Raw genomic sequence first — 14,768 nt, forward strand, 5'->3', positions numbered from 1 at the left:
CTGGATACCCGACCATGCCCCTCGCGCTCCATCATATCGACGCCTTCACCGACCGCCCCTTTGCCGGCAACCCGGCGGCCGTCTGCCTGCTCGAACAGGAAATGGATGACGCCTGGATGCAGTCGGTGGCGCAGGAGATGAACCTCTCCGAGACCGCCTTCCTTCTCCCCCGCGACGACGGGTTCAGCCTCCGCTGGTTCACCCCCGAGGTGGAGGTGGAGCTCTGCGGACACGCCACCCTGGCGAGCGCACACTTTCTCTGGTCGGAACGCCACCTCAAGCCAGACGCGGTCGCCCGTTTTCACACCCAGAGCGGTCTCCTGACCGCCACCCAGCGCGACGGCTGGATCGAGCTCGATTTCCCGGCAACACCCGCGGTCCCCGCCCCCGCGCCGGCCGGCATGGCTGCCGCCCTCGGCTGCACCCCGGTGGCCGTGACCAAGTCGGCGTACGACTACCTGATCGAAGTGGCCACGGAGGCCGAGGTGCGCGCGCTCGAGCCGGACTTTCGCGCGCTGCGCGTGGTGAACGCCCGCGGCGTGATCGTGACCGCCGTCGGCGACAACGGGAAGTACGATTTTGTTTCCCGCTTCTTCGGCCCTGCCGTCGGTATCAACGAGGATCCGGTGACCGGCTCGGCACACTGCGTCATGGGCCCGTACTGGCAGGAGCGGCTGGAACGGTCATCCTTCCTTGCCTACCAGGCCTCGCCTCGCGGCGGAGAGGTGCGGGTGGAGGTCCGGGGAAGCCGGGTGCAGCTCGGGGGCAAGGCCGTCACGGTGTCGCGCGGAGAGCTGCTGTGAGCGAGGCAGCGGTCGACGCCTTCGGCATCCTCGACCTTCGAGTGGGACGAATCACCCGGGCGGAACCCAATACCGGCGCGCGCAAACCGTCCTACCGCCTCTGGATCGACTTTGGCGACCTAGGCCAACGCACCTCGAGTGCCCAGCTCACCGAGGTCTACACGGCCGAGGAACTTGTCGGGCGGCAGGTGGTCGCCGCGGTGAACCTCGGATCCCGGCGCATCGCCGGGTTCGTCTCCGAGGTCCTGGTGCTTGGCCTGCCCAACGAGGAGGGCCAGGTGGTGTTGCTGCAGCCGGAACGGACCGTGCCGCTCGGCGGCCGGGTCTACTGAGGGAGTAACGATGCGGATTTACCTGTCGGTGGACATGGAAGGGGTGGCGGGGGTGGTACACGAGGATCAGACCAACCCGATCGACCCGAATTGCGCCGGCGAGTATGGCCGCTTTCGCCGGATCATGACCGGGGAGGCGAACGCCGCCATCGAGGGGGCGCTGGCGGCAGGCGCCACGCGGGTCGTGGTCAACGACAGCCACTGGCTGATGCGGAACCTGCTCGCCGAGGAGTTGCATCCGGCGGCTGAACTGGTGAGCGGGTCGACCAAGCCCCGCTCGATGCTCGAAGGCATCGAGGAGGGGTTCGACGCCGCCTGCTTCATTGGCTATCACGCCCGGGCCGGAACGGCGCGGGCGATCCTCGATCACACCTATACCGACAAGATTTTCCGGGTGACGATCAATGGACAGGAAGTCGGTGAACTCGGATTGAACGCGGCGCTGGCGGGGAGATTCGGTGTGCCAGTGGCGCTCGTGTCGGGCGATCAGGCGCTCGCTGCCGAGTGCACGGCGCTTCTTGGAGAGGGCACGCGGGCGGTGGTGGTGAAGCACGCCGTGGCCCGGCACGGCGCCCGGTCGCTGGCCCCCGAGGAAGCACGACGGCGCATTCGCGACGGGGTGACGGCGGCGGTCAGCGCGCCGCCGACGCCGTGGACGGTTTCGTCGCCGGCCACGATTGAGGTGGAATTCTGCTCAAGTCATCACGCCGATATGGCCGAACTGGTCCCCGGGAGCGAGCGGCTCGGTGCCAGGACGCTGCGCGTGACGCACGACGACTACGCCGAGGCGTTCAGCGCGTTTCGTGCGCTCTACAACCTGGCATCGGTGCCCTGACCCCAGTCAGCTCGCGCGCGGCCGAACGCCGAGAGAGGTTCCATTCCCTGCCCGCCTTCGAGTCCTGCCCCCACCGGCGCTGCAAGCCCTGCATCACGAGGCAGCGATCTTCCGCCGACATGCCAGGGACCGCCCTGAGCATGGTCGGCACCGCATCCGCACTCAGTTGCACCAGGTACGTCCGGTCAAGCGCCGCGCCGGCGTGCGCACGATCCAGGTTCACCGTCGCGATCAGGGCATCGGGATTGATGACGTTCAGCGTCAGCAGCACCGCGAAGGCTCCGGCCAGCGTCCCGGGGACGAACCGCGACCGGCGGCCACGGAGCACCGTCATCCCGAACCACCCGAACACTCCCGCAAGCCAGAGCATGAAGGCGATCGTGTAGAACCGCAGTTCGGTCAGACCGTACAGCGAGCCGTACAGCACCATGCGATAGAAAGCGCTGGCCAGGATGAGCGCCAGCAGAACGATCACGGCCAGCGTCAGCCGATGGAAGCGGGTCACCGCCGCCGGTTCCCGCCGGCTGACACACCAGTCGGCGAAGTGCAACAGCGGAAGCGAGAGCGCCGCCACCCAGACGAGCTCGAAGAAGCCCTTGCGCGCGTACTCCGAGACCGTCATTCCCATGGTTGCCTGAAAGGCCTGCGCCGACAGGAAGAACTCCCCCGCCTGAAAACCGACGAAGACGGCCAGCAGCCCGCCGATCGCGGCGACGAAGGTGTACAGGATGGTCGGCGGGAGCTCGGGACGAGCCATCGCCCGTTCGGGACGGCGCCCCTCCAGCCAGAAGCCCGTCCGCAGGATACCGGTACCGATCCAGGCAATGACCCCGATCCGCACGAATTGTTGCACCTCGGGCCAGAGATCGATCGACAGCGCCTGCGACACCGTCTTGGCGAAGAGCGGATCGGCGGAGCCAAGGAGCCCCCCAAAGACGACCAGGACCGGGACAGCGGCGACGAATCCGACCCCGACCGAGGCGAGGCGCCGCGTCTTGCCGGCCACCGGCAGTTCGTTCCAGCTGATGTCGTGGACGAGCGCAGGCAGCGGACCGACGATCACGCCGCCGACGGCCCAGAATGCGCTGCGTAGCAGCGCGGAGACCGGAATGCGGTTCAGGGCGCGCAGTTGGCTGGTCGCCACGACGACCACGAACAAGACACCGAGCCAGAGCAGGTTGAGCCCGAAGAGCGCGGGCGAGTCACGCCAGATCAAGCATGGGATCGTCACCCACGCGGCGACGGCGAGCCAGCGCGCCGGAGGCAGCGCCGTGAGGGCGCCGGTGCGAATCAGCGCGGTGGCACCGAGCAATGTGGCAGTGAACCAGAGGACGAGGTTCAGCCGGTCCGGCACCCAACGCTGCAGTACCTCTCCCGCCACGCCAAGCACTAGACCGACGAGGAGAAGGGCCAGCGCCCGCTGCGTGCGTCCGTGCATGGTTGTCACTCGCCGAGTCCGAGGGTGGTCTTCCCGACCGCCCTACTGTTCGCCGGCCCGAGGAGGAGCGCCTCAGGCAGGTCCGGGTAGATGACCCGCAGCGTGTAGGGAGAATCCTCTGGAGGGGCCGTGAAGGTCACGGTATCCACAGTTGATTGGCCCGCGGCAATCGGCTCGAGGAAGGTCTTCCCCTCCTGATAGGGTGCCAGCGCAATACCGGTCCGCCCAACGAGCCGGAACTGGAGGGATTTGGGGTACTCCGGCTCCGCCTTCGCGTCACTTCGCGCCTGCACGACCAACCCAATCCGGTCCTCCTCCATGTCCACCTGCGTGACCGAGATGTGGAGGTGGCAATCGAACCCGCAGAAGGAGAGTTCCTCGCCGATCGGGAGGACCCGCCGCGGCGCCAGGGCGCCCGAGAGTACGACGCCGAGGAGGTAGACGACCACCAGCCCGCCGGTACCCAGCGCGGCGCGGCGTGCGAGCCGGCGATCGCCCCGGGCCAGCCCAAAGGCGGTGACCCCCAGGCCGAAGACCAGCAGCAGCGCGGAGCCAATGAGGGCCAGGACTCCGAGAAAATGGGCGAGCATCGGTGCAACCTCCGGGGGAATGGTCAGATGGCGGCGCTGAGCGGCAGGCCGCCAAAGCGTCGACTGCGTGCGCGAAACTCGATCAGGGCCAGGTGCAGGTCATGCTCGCCGAAGTCCGGCCACATGGTGTCGCTGAAGTACAGCTCGGCATAGGCCGATTCCCAGAGGAGGAAGTCGCTCAGCCGCTGTTCACCGCCGGTCCGGATCAGGAGATCGACAGGGGGTACCTCCGGGCCTCCCCGGCCCGCATCCGTGACCGCACGGTCGAACGCCTCCCGGCTCGGCAGTACCTGGTCCGCCAGGGCGACGGCGGCGGCCACGATGGCATCACGCCCTGAGTAATCCACGGCGACGCGCAGGTGGAGACGGCAGCCGCGCCGGGTGGCCTCCTCTGCCGCGTCGATGGCAGTGAGGAGCGGCAGCGGCAGACGGTCGCGCCGGCCGATGACCGACAGTCGGATGCCCTCCGCAACGCAACGCGCCGTTTCCCGCCGCAGGTGTTCACGGAAGAGCCGGAGCAGCCAGCGCACTTCGCGCTCGGGACGGGTCCAATTGTCGGACGAGAAGGCGTAGAGCGTCAGGGTGCCGACGCCCGCGGCGGGGGCCGCCTCCACGAGGCGGCGGACCGCCCCCGCTCCCGCCTGGTGGCCCGCTGCACGGGGAAGCCCCCGCTGCGTGGCCCAGCGACCGTTTCCGTCGAGAATGACGGCGAGGTGGAGCCCGGGTGGAGCAGCAGGGACTGAGTCAGGCATCGCGCGTCCGCTGGATGAGAGCTTCCATGTGATCGAGGTAGGTGGTCAGCGCCCGGCGGCCACGAGGGGTCAGCCGAAAGTCCGTCCGGGGCACCCGCCCGGCGAAGCCCTTCCGGCACTCGAGGTATCCTGCATCCTCCAGTTTTCGCGCATGGACGCTGAGGTTGCCGTCGGAGGTGTCGATGAGCGCCTTGAGTTCGGTGAACGAGAGCCACTCATGTCCGGCAAGCGCGCTGACGATGGCCAGTCGCTTCCGCTCGTGAATCAGGTGGTCGAGATCCGTCGCGGCGTTCCCGTGGCCGTCGACCGCGTTCAGGCGGCCCGAGGCATCGGCCGCTGAGTGGGCCTTGCGTGCCGAGGAGGACTTAGCCACCGTGCCGCCTGGCGATGTACCAACCGAATCCGATCTGGACGACGCCGAATCCGGCCGCCATGCCGACGTCGCCCCACGCCGGCCAGAAGAGGGCCACGGCGCCGACGCCCATGAGCACCAGACCCATGAGCGGGACGGCACGCACCGAGAAGGCTCCACCCGTTACGACACCGGCACCGTAGAGGAGGAGCCAGACGCCGGGCAGGAGTTCGGGTTTGCCCGCGCCCAGGAGGGCGGCGGTCAGAAGGGCGCCCACCACCACCGGCGGCGCAAAGCTCAGGAGGAACTGCCGCGCAGGTCGGGCCAGCACCGACCCCTGCAGCCGGCGCGACTTCCTGCCAAGGGACCAGGCGCCGATGAGGAAGGCGAGCACCCCCTCCCCAAGCCAGACGCCAAGCCAGGCCCGTGCGGACGAGGCCTCGCCCGCGATGCCAGCCGCGACGAGCGCGGTGGCCCCCATCCAGACCCCGCCCCACCCCGGTACGCCGGTGAACGCGGTGGCGCGCTCCATCGTGTTTCGGATGAAGGAGAGGTTCTCGCGGGCTCGGTCACCGAGGTCCGTGCCGGCGCGGGGCGCGGCAGGTTGATCAGGCATGGTGGGACAGTCTAGCACAGAGTCATCATGTCGTCAAGTACTTTGTATTACAAAGCTACACCCACTGTGCATCCTCCAGCTCCCCAGTCGTCCCCCGCCGTTGTCCGGACGGCTCTCGGCGCCAGACTAGCGGCCCCGGGATCCGCGGGACAACTTTCCACCCCCCTTCACCCAGCAGCCCCAGGTGTCGATGCGAATCCGGCGCATTCTGCTTTGCGCAGCACTGGCCACGACCGCGTGCAGCCATGAGCAGCCATTCGAGACACCTGACACCGGGAGCGACACCCCGTTCCTCCCGGGCTCGCCGGTCCAGCTCACCTACAATGTCGGCCGGGACCTGCGCCCGTACTGGGCGCCGGACGGCGGTTCCTTCTTCTACGCCTGGGAACGCTTCGGAGATCCCGATCTCGACCGCTGCATCGCCGAGATGCCAGGGACTGGCGGCCGGAACCTCCGGAATATCTGCAACCCCAATCCCGCGGCGATCGATTCGACCGACCTCTTCGACGTCCCGTCCCCGTCCGTCGAGGGCCGGATGCTCTACATCCGCGGCTCGTCCCGACCCGGCTCCGTGGCCCCGGACCAATCGGGCATCTACATCGGCCCGACCACCGATCCCCTCTCGGGCAGCCAGGTTCAGTCCCTGCCGTTCGCCATCCCGGGGCTGGCCACGGTCGCCAGCGTCGCCGATGTTCGGTGGCTGGGCACCAACAGCCTGCTCTTGCTCGCTGAGTCAGTCGACTATCCACGCGCCTGCGCCAGTTGCAAGCCCGATACCGTGGTGACCGGACTCGCCATCGTGAAGATGGACCTCGTCGGCCAGAACCAGGCCAGCTTTCAGACCGTCCTGGGCACGTCTGGTGCCACCTCCCTCGACCTCGCCCCCACGCGCGACACTGTCTACTTCACGCTGGCCGGCGATACCAGGGTGCTTCGCATGGCGCTCCAGAATCCGCAGCCCAGTGTGGTCCACGACTTCGGCGCGCTCGGGGTACCGCGTGACATCACCGTGCGCGGCGGGCAACTCGCGGCGGTCGTCGGAGGGCGGGATATCGCTGGCCCCCTGGTGTCCGTCGACCTCGCCACCGGAGGCGAGACCCCTGTCACCTCCAGCCGACCGATGTGGTATCGGCGACCCGCCTTTGCTCCCGCTCCCGGGTCATCACGGCTCGTGGTCGAAGGGTACGACCTCCTCATCACCAACATTCCAGGGACTGACAGCACCCCCGCCTACAGCGACACCACGGTCAGCGTGCACCCGGACCTTTACCTGTTCTCAGCGCCATGACCCGCCCACTGCTGGTGGGCGTGAGCCTGCTCACGATGACGGCCTCAGCCCTCGCCGCGCAAGCCAACGGCGCCATCGCCGGCGTGGTGCGCGACGGCCAGACGGGCGCCCCGCTCGCGAACGTGACCGTCAGCATCGAGGGGGGCCGCCGGGGCAATGTGACCGATTCAGCCGGACGCTACCGCATCCGCGAGGTCCGCAGCGCCACCTCTACGATCCAAGCGGTGCTCATTGGCTACAGCCCCGCGGCCAAGGATAGTGTCCTGGTGCGCGGAGGGGGCACCACCATCGTCAACCTGACGATGCAACCGGCGGCGGTTCCCGTCGAGACGATCAACGTCCAGGCGGCATCCGAGCCTGTGCTCGACCCGCTCGCGACCGCCACCGAGCAAAAGACGACCGGCGAAGAGATGCGCCGCCTTCCGGTCAGCTCGGTCACCGAGGCCATCTCCCTCTCCGCCGGTGCCGTCGGGCAGAGTTACCGCGGCGGCCGCCTCGGCCAGGAGTCCTTCGTCCTCGACGGCATGGGAGTCAAGAACCAGCTCGACGCCTCCAGCAATTCACTCGGGATCAGGGTGCCGACGTCGATGGTCACCGAAGCCTCGCTGACCACCAACGCCTTCTCGGCCAGGTATGGGCAGGCACTTTCAGGGGTGGTCAACGTCGTCACCAGGGACGGCGGCGACACGTGGCGTGGCCTCGCCATGTACGAGTCGGACCGCCTCCTCACCGGGAACGCCGACTTCGGCCTCGACCGCCTTCTCCTCCAGGCCGATGGGCCGCTCTTCGCGGGGATCACCTTCATCGGCGTCGTCGACGCGACCGGACGGCTGGACAACGACCCGGTCAGCGCCCCCGCCCCGACCGACCCCCTCGATCCGCGCTCCAGCGCCGTCGCCATGCTCCCGCACAACAGCGGGGAGCAGCTCGACATCGCCGGCAAGCTGGCCATCCCGATCGGCCAGAAGCAGACCCTTCGCCTGTTCGGGCTGTATGGCGCCCAGCAGGGGCTGCTGTACGACCAGCTCTACAAGTACAATCTCGGGTTCGCGCCGGCCCAGCGGATTACCGGCGGCCTCTTCACGGCCGACTACCAGTACGCCTCATCTCCCGACGCGGGCACACCCCTCATCCTCGACGTGCGCGCAGGCTGGTACGGCAAGAACTTTCACCGCGGCGACCTGACCGAGCAGCCAGACTATAAGTTCGGCGCCTTTACCGGGCAGACCTTTCATTTCCGTGGTGAGGACATCGCGGAGCGGCTCGACACCGCCGCCGCGCGCGCGGCGGTTCCCGGCTTCACCTACCCCAGCTACAGCACAGACACGCCGTGGGGCGTGCCGGGGTTCTTCATGACGGGCGGCTCACGGGGCGAGATTGCCTTCAATAACTTCGAGGAGCTCCGCACCCAGATCGACGCCACCATCGGCCTGGGACACAGCTCCGATCTCTTCGTGGGCGGGCAGTACCTCAGCCAGCAAGTGCAGACCTTCCAGCGAATCAACGCGTGGGCGCCGGTGGGGGACAGCGTCCCTCCCGCCACCGCCTCGGACTTCAGCCCGCGCGCCGGTTCAGTCTATGCCGAGGCGCAGGCCCGGCTCGTCGACCTCGCCTTCACCGGCGGGCTCCGGTACGAGTTCTTCAATCCCGGCGCCGACCTGAACAACGACCAGCTCGGCTCGCAGAGCTCCCTGAACCCCCGGTTCGCGGTCTCGACCGTCCTGAGCGGGGCGACGCTGGTGGCGAGCTACGGGAAGTTCAGCATGCCGCCGGACCTCCAGTTCCTGGTCGACGCCACCTTCGACGATTCGACCCGTACCGGACGCTACCGCCGCGGCAATCCCAGCCTGGGGTTCGAGAGTTCCACGCAATACGAATTCAGCCTGCGTCTCCTCCCCAAGCCGAACCTGGCCCTGCGGCTCGGTGCCTACTACAAGCGGCTCGACGGGCTGGTCTCCTCCGTCCCGCTCGGCGTCAATCCCGACAGTTCTATCTTTGCGAACTCCGACTACGGCACCGTCAAGGGATTCGAGGTCCTCATCACCCGCCCGATCGTCAATGGGTGGGGCCTCCAGGTCTCATACGTCCTGCAGAGCGCGAACGCCACGTCGACGAACGCCTTCGTGCGTGAGCAGCTCCCCAGCATCGATCCGGCCACCGGCGACACGGTGTACCCCGGGCGGGTCGAATATCCGCTGGACTATGACCAGCGCCACGCCCTCACGGCCGTCTTCCAGTCGGTCCTCAACCAGCAGGCCGGTCCGACGGTGCTCGGCGGCCATCCGTTCGGCGCCCTCGAGACCGCCTTCGTCGTACGGTTCGCCTCGGGGCTCCCCTTCACCCTGACCAACGCCGCTGGCGACTCGCTGGTCAGCGACATCAACGGAATGCGGCTCCCGTCGTACACCACGCTCGACCTCCTGATTCGCAAGCCGATCCCCTTCGGCAGCAATTTCGCGAGCATCTACCTCGATATCCGCAACGTCTTCAACACCAGCACGATCCAGTACGTGCGGCAGGACACCGGCACCCCATACCTGGACGAGGGCTCCATCCAGGCGCAGGCCGAAGCGGCCTACAATGCGCACCCCGAGCCGATCCCGTACGAATCCCCGCGCTACCGGGCCTACGCCGACCTCAACGCGAACGGCATCCTCGAGGGTCAGGCGGAGTTGTTGCCGCTCTATGTCCGTGCGGCGCGGGACTACAACATGCCCGTCTTCCAGTACGGGAATCCGCGGCTCTGGCGGCTGGGGCTCGAGGTCTCGTTTTAGGCGGGGAAGCGGGGAAGCGGGGAGATGACGCGCTCATCCGGCACAAGTGGATCCGCCCACGCATGCGATTGCCAATGACAGCTTCGCATCCGCCGGGGCGACGCGGCTGAGCGCTCTCTGCCTCCTCACCGCCCCGCAGCTCCGACAGCCACCCTCCGCGCCTCTCGCTCCGCCTTATCTGCCGCCTCCTCCACCCGCTGCCACCGGAAGAACACGATCGCCATCGCCAGCCAGATGATCGGGTCGGCCACCGCCTTCATGATCAGGCCCGCGGCCTGCTGATCGGCGATGGCGGAAATGTTGTTGACGCGAGGCGCCAGTTCGTACAGCGCGTAGAGCGGATAGTCGGCGTAGGTCAGGAAGGCCGCGGGAACGATCGGGACCAGGGTGCAGAGGAAGAGGTACCCGATCTTCCATGGGTAGGAGACGCGACTGATCGAGGGATTTGGCGCAAGCACGGGCCACCACATGACCAGGCCGCCGATGAGCCAGGCCAGGTCGACTGTAAACGATCCCCACTGAGTACGCCGAAAGCCGTCTACCACTGGCGGCAGGTGCGACCCGAGGAGGATCGCGTCCGTGATGAGCAGCGCCACGACCGGGCGTGCCAGCAGGCGCAGCGCCCGTCCAGCGCGTGACGCGGTGCCCGCAGCGAGGGACAGCCACTCCGGCACACCGAGCAGCAGGAAGGGCGGCACGACGAGGGTGTAGAGAATCCACTGCGCAGTGTGGACCGTGAGGAGGTACCCCGCACCGAGCGCACCGATCGGCCAGTCGGTCGACGCCCAGAGCAGGAGCAGCCCTGCCGCAAACGATGCGGTCTGTCCCCGTGAGATCGGCCGGTGCCCCGGGGGTGCATGCTGCGGAGCGAGCCGCCGGACCAGCAGCGCAAACCCGAGCCCGATTCCCACGATGAAGAGCCAGACCCCCGGATACGCCTGCCAAGTCCAACTCCAGGCCACGTCACGGGCGGAGCACCACCAGGTCATGTGCGGCGCCTCACGGCTCGGCCCCGTAGGGAATGACCGGAGCCAGGACGACGACTTCCTGTCCGCGGGCAAAACGCACCGTGACCGTCAGCGTGTCCCCGGCCACCGGGGCCTGATCAAGGCCCTCCATCATCACGTGCAGGCCGCCCGGCCTGAGGACCACGGTGCTGTCCGGGGGAATGGGGAGTGGACCGACGTGCCGCATTTCCACCATGGCGCCCTGGGCCACCTGTTCATGCACCATGGCAACCAGGGCCCCTGAGACTTCCACGTCGACGAGCGTATCGGGCTGGGCGCCGCGGTTCTCGATCGTGAAATACACGACCCCGACGTTGCCGAGCACCGACTCATAGCTGTAGGCGTCCCGCACCTCGATGGGCGGCCCCTCTGCAGCACAGGCTGTCAGCACGAGGAGCAGCAGGACTCGGGCAGTCATGGCGTGTCCGGCCATGCCACGAGCCGGGGAATCTCCTGGGCCCACTCCGACTGCCTCGTGCCATACGGGAAGGCAAAGCGCGCCATCCCATCCCGGGTAAACGCGATCACCTGCGCGGCGTGCCCGACCGTGTAGGGCCGGCCATCAACCGGCTCTTCCTTGTAGGCCGGCGGAATGCGCATGGCGATCTGGGCTGAGTCCACCTGGGCCTGCGTGCCGGTGAGCCCGATGAACCGCCTGTCGAAGTGATCGAGCCAGGCGCGAATCACCGCCGGCGTGTCGCGGTCCGGGTCGGTGGTTACGAACACCACCGTGACCTGTCGCGCCACCGCGTCGGGAATCTTGTTCAGCGCCGCGGCGATGTTGGCCATGTGAAGCGGGCAGACGTCGGGACAGCTGGTATACCCAAAGAAGAGGAGCGTCATCTGCCCCTCGGTCGCCTCGCGGAACGCGAACGGCTGGCCCTCGGTGTCCGTCAGCGTGAAGTCGGGCTTGGGACGGGGGTTGGGGTACTCGCGCGCGACCGACTCTCCTCCCGCCTCCGGCGTGCCGACAGACGGGGCGCGACGCCCCTCGCAGGCAGCGGAGAGAAGCACGAGGGAGGTGACACCGGCGAGGGAGATGCGTCGGAGTGACATGCGGGGAAATCTATCACGACCACGTGGGAAACGAAGTCACCGCCGCGCGTGAGACTGGAAGAACTCCCAGAGTGCGGAAGCGCCATCGAGCCTCGTGCTCGCCGGGCCGGCCACCCACGGCGGCAGCAGGCGCGGGCCCCCCGGCCAGTGATGACCCAAGTCTTCGACGATCATGCACCCGACCGCGCCTCCGCCGGGGCATTCGGCGGCCTGGAACGATCGCACCCCTGGGATGGCCTCGCTGCGCGTCGGGCTCCCAGCACACCCACAGAACGCGCGCCACCGATCGAAGGACTCGAGGATCGGCGGGTGGTACTCGACCGTCCCCCAGGGCGTCTTCACCTCGCCGCCATCCACAGGGTTCAGCGGATCCACCCCACCGAAAATCATCAGCGCCGGCACCGGCGTGTCCGTGGCCTGGGGCGACACCCAGCAGTGACCCGAGACCGGCCCGATCGCTGCCACCCGGCCGGCCAGCTCCGCCCCTGCGCGAAAAGTCATCGCGGCGCCGTTGGAGAAGCCCGCCATGTAGAGGCGGGCAGGATCGACGTGGTGCGTCGCGACCAGTTGATCAATCAAGGCGGCGAGGAACCCCACATCGTCCACGCCCGTGCGCGCGGTGTGCCCCCGGCCCGAGCCGTCGTTCCAGGCCTGCGGATTCTGCAGAAACTTCGGCGGCGCTGCGGGATCGCGGCGGGTGCCCTCCGGATACACCAGCAGCAGTCCCTCCCGATCGGCGATCCTGGTCCATCCGGTGTTTTCCAGCGCAAGCTTGGCGGTGCCGCCGGCGCCGTGCAGGAGCATCACCGCCGGACGCCGCCGGCCCGTGTCCGGCCCCGGCGGCTCGCGGAGCAGAGCGCGCCGTATCCCCTCGGGCCGCGCCACGACGACCTCCCGGGCGGCGCTCACCGGCACCCCGGTAGCGCGCGTCTCCCGGTCCCGTCATACTTGTGGGCATTCCTCCACTGGGAGCCCCACGTCATGTCGCTCATGCTCCTCCTCGGGCTTGGCCTCGCCGCCGGTGTCCTCTCTGGCCTCTTCGGCATCGGCGGCGGTGTGGTCATTGTCGCCACGCTGGTGCTTGGCTTCCGGATGCCCATTCTCACCGCCACCGGCACCTCACTCGGGGCGCTGCTTCTCCCTGTCGGGCTTCTCGGCGCCTTGGAGTACCACCGACAAGGCCTGCTCGACGTCAAGGCCTCCGCGCTCATTGCGCTCGGTCTTTTTCTCGGCGTCTGGTTCGGCGCGAAGCTCGCCATCGGTACGCCGCCCGCCACGCTGCAGCGACTCTTCGCCGTCTTCCTGATCGTCCTCGCGGTCCGGATGTGGATCGGCGCGGGACGCTGAGCGCCCCGCGCCGATCGCGGTACCCGGCCGAACCGCCTCGACTCAGTCGGCCCGGGCCATCATCCGCTTGATCGGCAGCACCAGCGCAAACATCACCAGGCCCGAGACGATCGCGAAGCCGGCCACGGCGCCGAACACCTGCGGCAGGGTGAACTTGGCGTAGAAGCCGAGGACACCGCCCGCGATCAGGTTGCCGATCGACGCCGCGAGGAACCAGACCCCCATCATCATTCCCTTGACCCGATCCGGTGCGAGCCGGGTCATGGAACTCAGGCCCACCGGGCTCAGGCTCAGTTCACCGATGGTGTGCAGCAGGTAGGTGGCCACCAGCCACCAGGGGCTCACGAGGACGCCGTTTGCCGACGCCTTTGCCGCCGCCACCATCACGACGAACCCCATACCGACCGACACGAGGCCGAATGCGAACTTCGCCGGGCTCGAGGGATCGTGCTTGCCCAGCGCCAGCCAGATCCAGGCAAAGATCGGCGCAAAGATGATGATCAGGAGCGCGTTGACCGACTGGAACCAGCTGCTGGGGAAGGTGAATCCGAAGACGCTGTTCCGGGTGTTGTTCAGCGCAAAGAGGTTGAGGCTCGTGGCCGCCTGCTCGAACGCCGACCAGAAGATGGCGGCACCGACAAAGAGCACCACGATGACGATCAACCGCTTCCGCTCCTCCTTCGTCCAGCTGTTGCCGGCGAAGAGCCAGATGAAGAACGCGACGACCAGCGCCAGGTAGACCCACTTGAATCCGTCTGTGATGGCTTCGACGCTCACGATCCCCTGTCGAACCATGACGGCCATCGCCGCCATCAGCACGAGGAAACCGACGATCCCGTTGACCAGCTGACGCCGCGCCGACCGCCCCTCTTCGGACTCCGGCGGCACGCTCGGGTGAATGCCGGCGTCACCGAAGTGTTTCCACCCGAGCCGATACTGAATCACGCCAAAGAGCATTCCCACGGCGCCAACGCCGAAGCCCCAGTTCCAGGAGGTCGCCGGGTTGAACCCCATTCCCGCGAGGAACTCCTTGAACCCGGGGGCTTGGGCGAGCCCGCCGACGATCAACGGCGAGATGAAGGCGCCGAGATTGATGCCCATGTAGAAGATCGAGAAGCCGGCGTCGCGGCGCTGGTCATCCTTGCCGTAGAGTTCACCGACGATGGCGCTCACGTTCGGCTTCAGCAGGCCGGTACCGAGGATGATGAGCACCAGGCCGAGGTAGAAGAGCTTCGCCCCGGGCACTGCCAGGCTGAGCTGCCCGAGCATGATCAGGATGCCGCCGTAGAACACCGAGCGCCGGAGGCCGAGGATCCGGTCGGCCACCCACCCGCCGGGCAGCCCGAGCATATACACGAGCGCCACGTAGGTCCCGTAGATCGCGCCCGCCCGACCCACGTCCATCCCGAGCCCACCCGTGGCGACCGTGGCCGTCATGAACAGGACGAGGATGGCGCGCATGCCGTAGTAGGCGAAGCGCTCCCACATCTCCGTGAAGAAGAGTGTGGACAGCCCCCGGGGGTGCCCGAAGAAAGCGGTATCGTTCGCCGGCGATGTTGCAGTGGCCACGAAGCTGAC

16 protein-coding genes are annotated in these 14,768 nt (G+C 67.9%); 6 read left to right on the forward strand and 10 right to left on the reverse strand.

Features of this window, described 5'->3' with window-relative positions; genetic code table 11:
• Positions 1 to 14 precede the first annotated feature (14 nt).
• Genes R2910_04495 through R2910_04505 form a run of 3 tightly spaced genes read left to right on the forward strand, consistent with a single transcriptional unit; the run spans position 15 to position 1,970 of the window.
• The gene (locus R2910_04495) at positions 15 to 803 is read left to right on the forward strand and encodes a PhzF family phenazine biosynthesis protein (GenBank protein ID MEZ4412228.1); all 789 of its coding nucleotides are present in this window, start codon (positions 15 to 17) and stop codon (positions 801 to 803) included.
• Complete coding sequence (locus tag R2910_04500; GenBank protein ID MEZ4412229.1) at positions 800 to 1,135, forward strand: tRNA-binding protein; 336 nt, start codon at positions 800 to 802, stop codon at positions 1,133 to 1,135. Before R2910_04495 ends, R2910_04500 begins: the two co-directional genes overlap by 4 nt.
• 10 nt (positions 1,136 to 1,145) lie before the next feature.
• Positions 1,146 to 1,970 carry a M55 family metallopeptidase gene (locus R2910_04505; protein ID MEZ4412230.1) on the forward strand — a complete coding sequence of 275 codons (825 nt, stop codon included), beginning with the start codon at positions 1,146 to 1,148 and terminating at the stop codon, positions 1,968 to 1,970.
• Here the strand turns inward: R2910_04505 and R2910_04510 are convergent.
• From R2910_04510 to R2910_04530, 5 genes are read right to left on the reverse strand one after another with little or no spacing between them, the layout of a single operon-like run.
• On the reverse strand, positions 1,927 to 3,408 hold the full coding sequence (locus R2910_04510; GenBank protein ID MEZ4412231.1) for a DUF4173 domain-containing protein: 1,482 nt from the start codon (positions 3,406 to 3,408) through the stop codon (positions 1,927 to 1,929). The genes R2910_04505 and R2910_04510 overlap by 44 nt on opposite strands.
• Positions 3,409 to 3,413: 5 nt before the next feature.
• A complete protein-coding gene (locus R2910_04515) occupies positions 3,414 to 3,998 on the reverse strand; it encodes a hypothetical protein (GenBank protein MEZ4412232.1) in 585 nt (194 codons plus the stop codon).
• A gap of 23 nt (positions 3,999 to 4,021) precedes the next feature.
• Entirely contained in the window at positions 4,022 to 4,750 is a 729-nt protein-coding gene (locus R2910_04520; GenBank protein MEZ4412233.1) for a di-trans,poly-cis-decaprenylcistransferase, read from the reverse strand.
• Positions 4,743 to 5,123 (reverse strand): transcriptional regulator, encoded by a 381-nt coding sequence (locus R2910_04525; GenBank protein ID MEZ4412234.1) that lies wholly within the window; start codon positions 5,121 to 5,123, stop codon positions 4,743 to 4,745. Before R2910_04525 ends, R2910_04520 begins: the two co-directional genes overlap by 8 nt.
• On the reverse strand, positions 5,116 to 5,718 hold the full coding sequence (locus R2910_04530) for a hypothetical protein (protein MEZ4412235.1): 603 nt from the start codon (positions 5,716 to 5,718) through the stop codon (positions 5,116 to 5,118). Before R2910_04530 ends, R2910_04525 begins: the two co-directional genes overlap by 8 nt.
• A gap of 190 nt (positions 5,719 to 5,908) precedes the next feature.
• Here R2910_04530 and R2910_04535 point away from each other — a divergent pair, with 190 nt between their 5' ends.
• Positions 5,909 to 7,006, forward strand: a complete 1,098-nt coding sequence (locus tag R2910_04535) for a hypothetical protein (GenBank protein MEZ4412236.1) — start codon at positions 5,909 to 5,911, stop codon at positions 7,004 to 7,006.
• A complete protein-coding gene (locus R2910_04540; protein MEZ4412237.1) occupies positions 7,003 to 9,780 on the forward strand; it encodes a TonB-dependent receptor in 2,778 nt (925 codons plus the stop codon). Before R2910_04535 ends, R2910_04540 begins: the two co-directional genes overlap by 4 nt.
• Positions 9,781 to 9,905: 125 nt before the next feature.
• Here the strand turns inward: R2910_04540 and R2910_04545 are convergent, their stop codons facing one another.
• From R2910_04545 to R2910_04560, 4 genes are read right to left on the reverse strand one after another with little or no spacing between them, the layout of a single operon-like run.
• Positions 9,906 to 10,769 carry a cytochrome c oxidase assembly protein gene (locus tag R2910_04545; protein ID MEZ4412238.1) on the reverse strand — a complete coding sequence of 288 codons (864 nt, stop codon included), beginning with the start codon at positions 10,767 to 10,769 and terminating at the stop codon, positions 9,906 to 9,908.
• A 10-nt stretch (positions 10,770 to 10,779) separates the two neighbouring features.
• Positions 10,780 to 11,205, reverse strand: a complete 426-nt coding sequence (locus tag R2910_04550) for a copper chaperone PCu(A)C (GenBank protein MEZ4412239.1) — start codon at positions 11,203 to 11,205, stop codon at positions 10,780 to 10,782.
• Positions 11,202 to 11,843 (reverse strand): SCO family protein, encoded by a 642-nt coding sequence (locus R2910_04555; GenBank protein ID MEZ4412240.1) that lies wholly within the window; start codon positions 11,841 to 11,843, stop codon positions 11,202 to 11,204. The genes R2910_04550 and R2910_04555 overlap by 4 nt, the downstream gene beginning before the upstream one ends.
• A gap of 36 nt (positions 11,844 to 11,879) precedes the next feature.
• The gene (locus tag R2910_04560; GenBank protein ID MEZ4412241.1) at positions 11,880 to 12,752 is read right to left on the reverse strand and encodes a PHB depolymerase family esterase; all 873 of its coding nucleotides are present in this window, start codon (positions 12,750 to 12,752) and stop codon (positions 11,880 to 11,882) included.
• Positions 12,753 to 12,824: 72 nt separating this feature from the next.
• Between R2910_04560 and R2910_04565 the strand changes: the two genes are divergently transcribed.
• Positions 12,825 to 13,190, forward strand: coding sequence for a sulfite exporter TauE/SafE family protein (locus tag R2910_04565; protein ID MEZ4412242.1), 366 nt, complete (start codon positions 12,825 to 12,827; stop codon positions 13,188 to 13,190).
• Positions 13,191 to 13,232: 42 nt separating this feature from the next.
• Here R2910_04565 and R2910_04570 read toward each other — a convergent pair whose 3' ends face one another.
• The gene (locus R2910_04570; protein ID MEZ4412243.1) at positions 13,233 to 14,759 is read right to left on the reverse strand and encodes a peptide MFS transporter; all 1,527 of its coding nucleotides are present in this window, start codon (positions 14,757 to 14,759) and stop codon (positions 13,233 to 13,235) included.
• Positions 14,760 to 14,768: the final 9 nt, after the last annotated feature.

The organism is Gemmatimonadales bacterium, assembly GCA_041390145.1.
GTDB lineage: Bacteria > Gemmatimonadota > Gemmatimonadetes > Gemmatimonadales > GWC2-71-9 > SPDF01.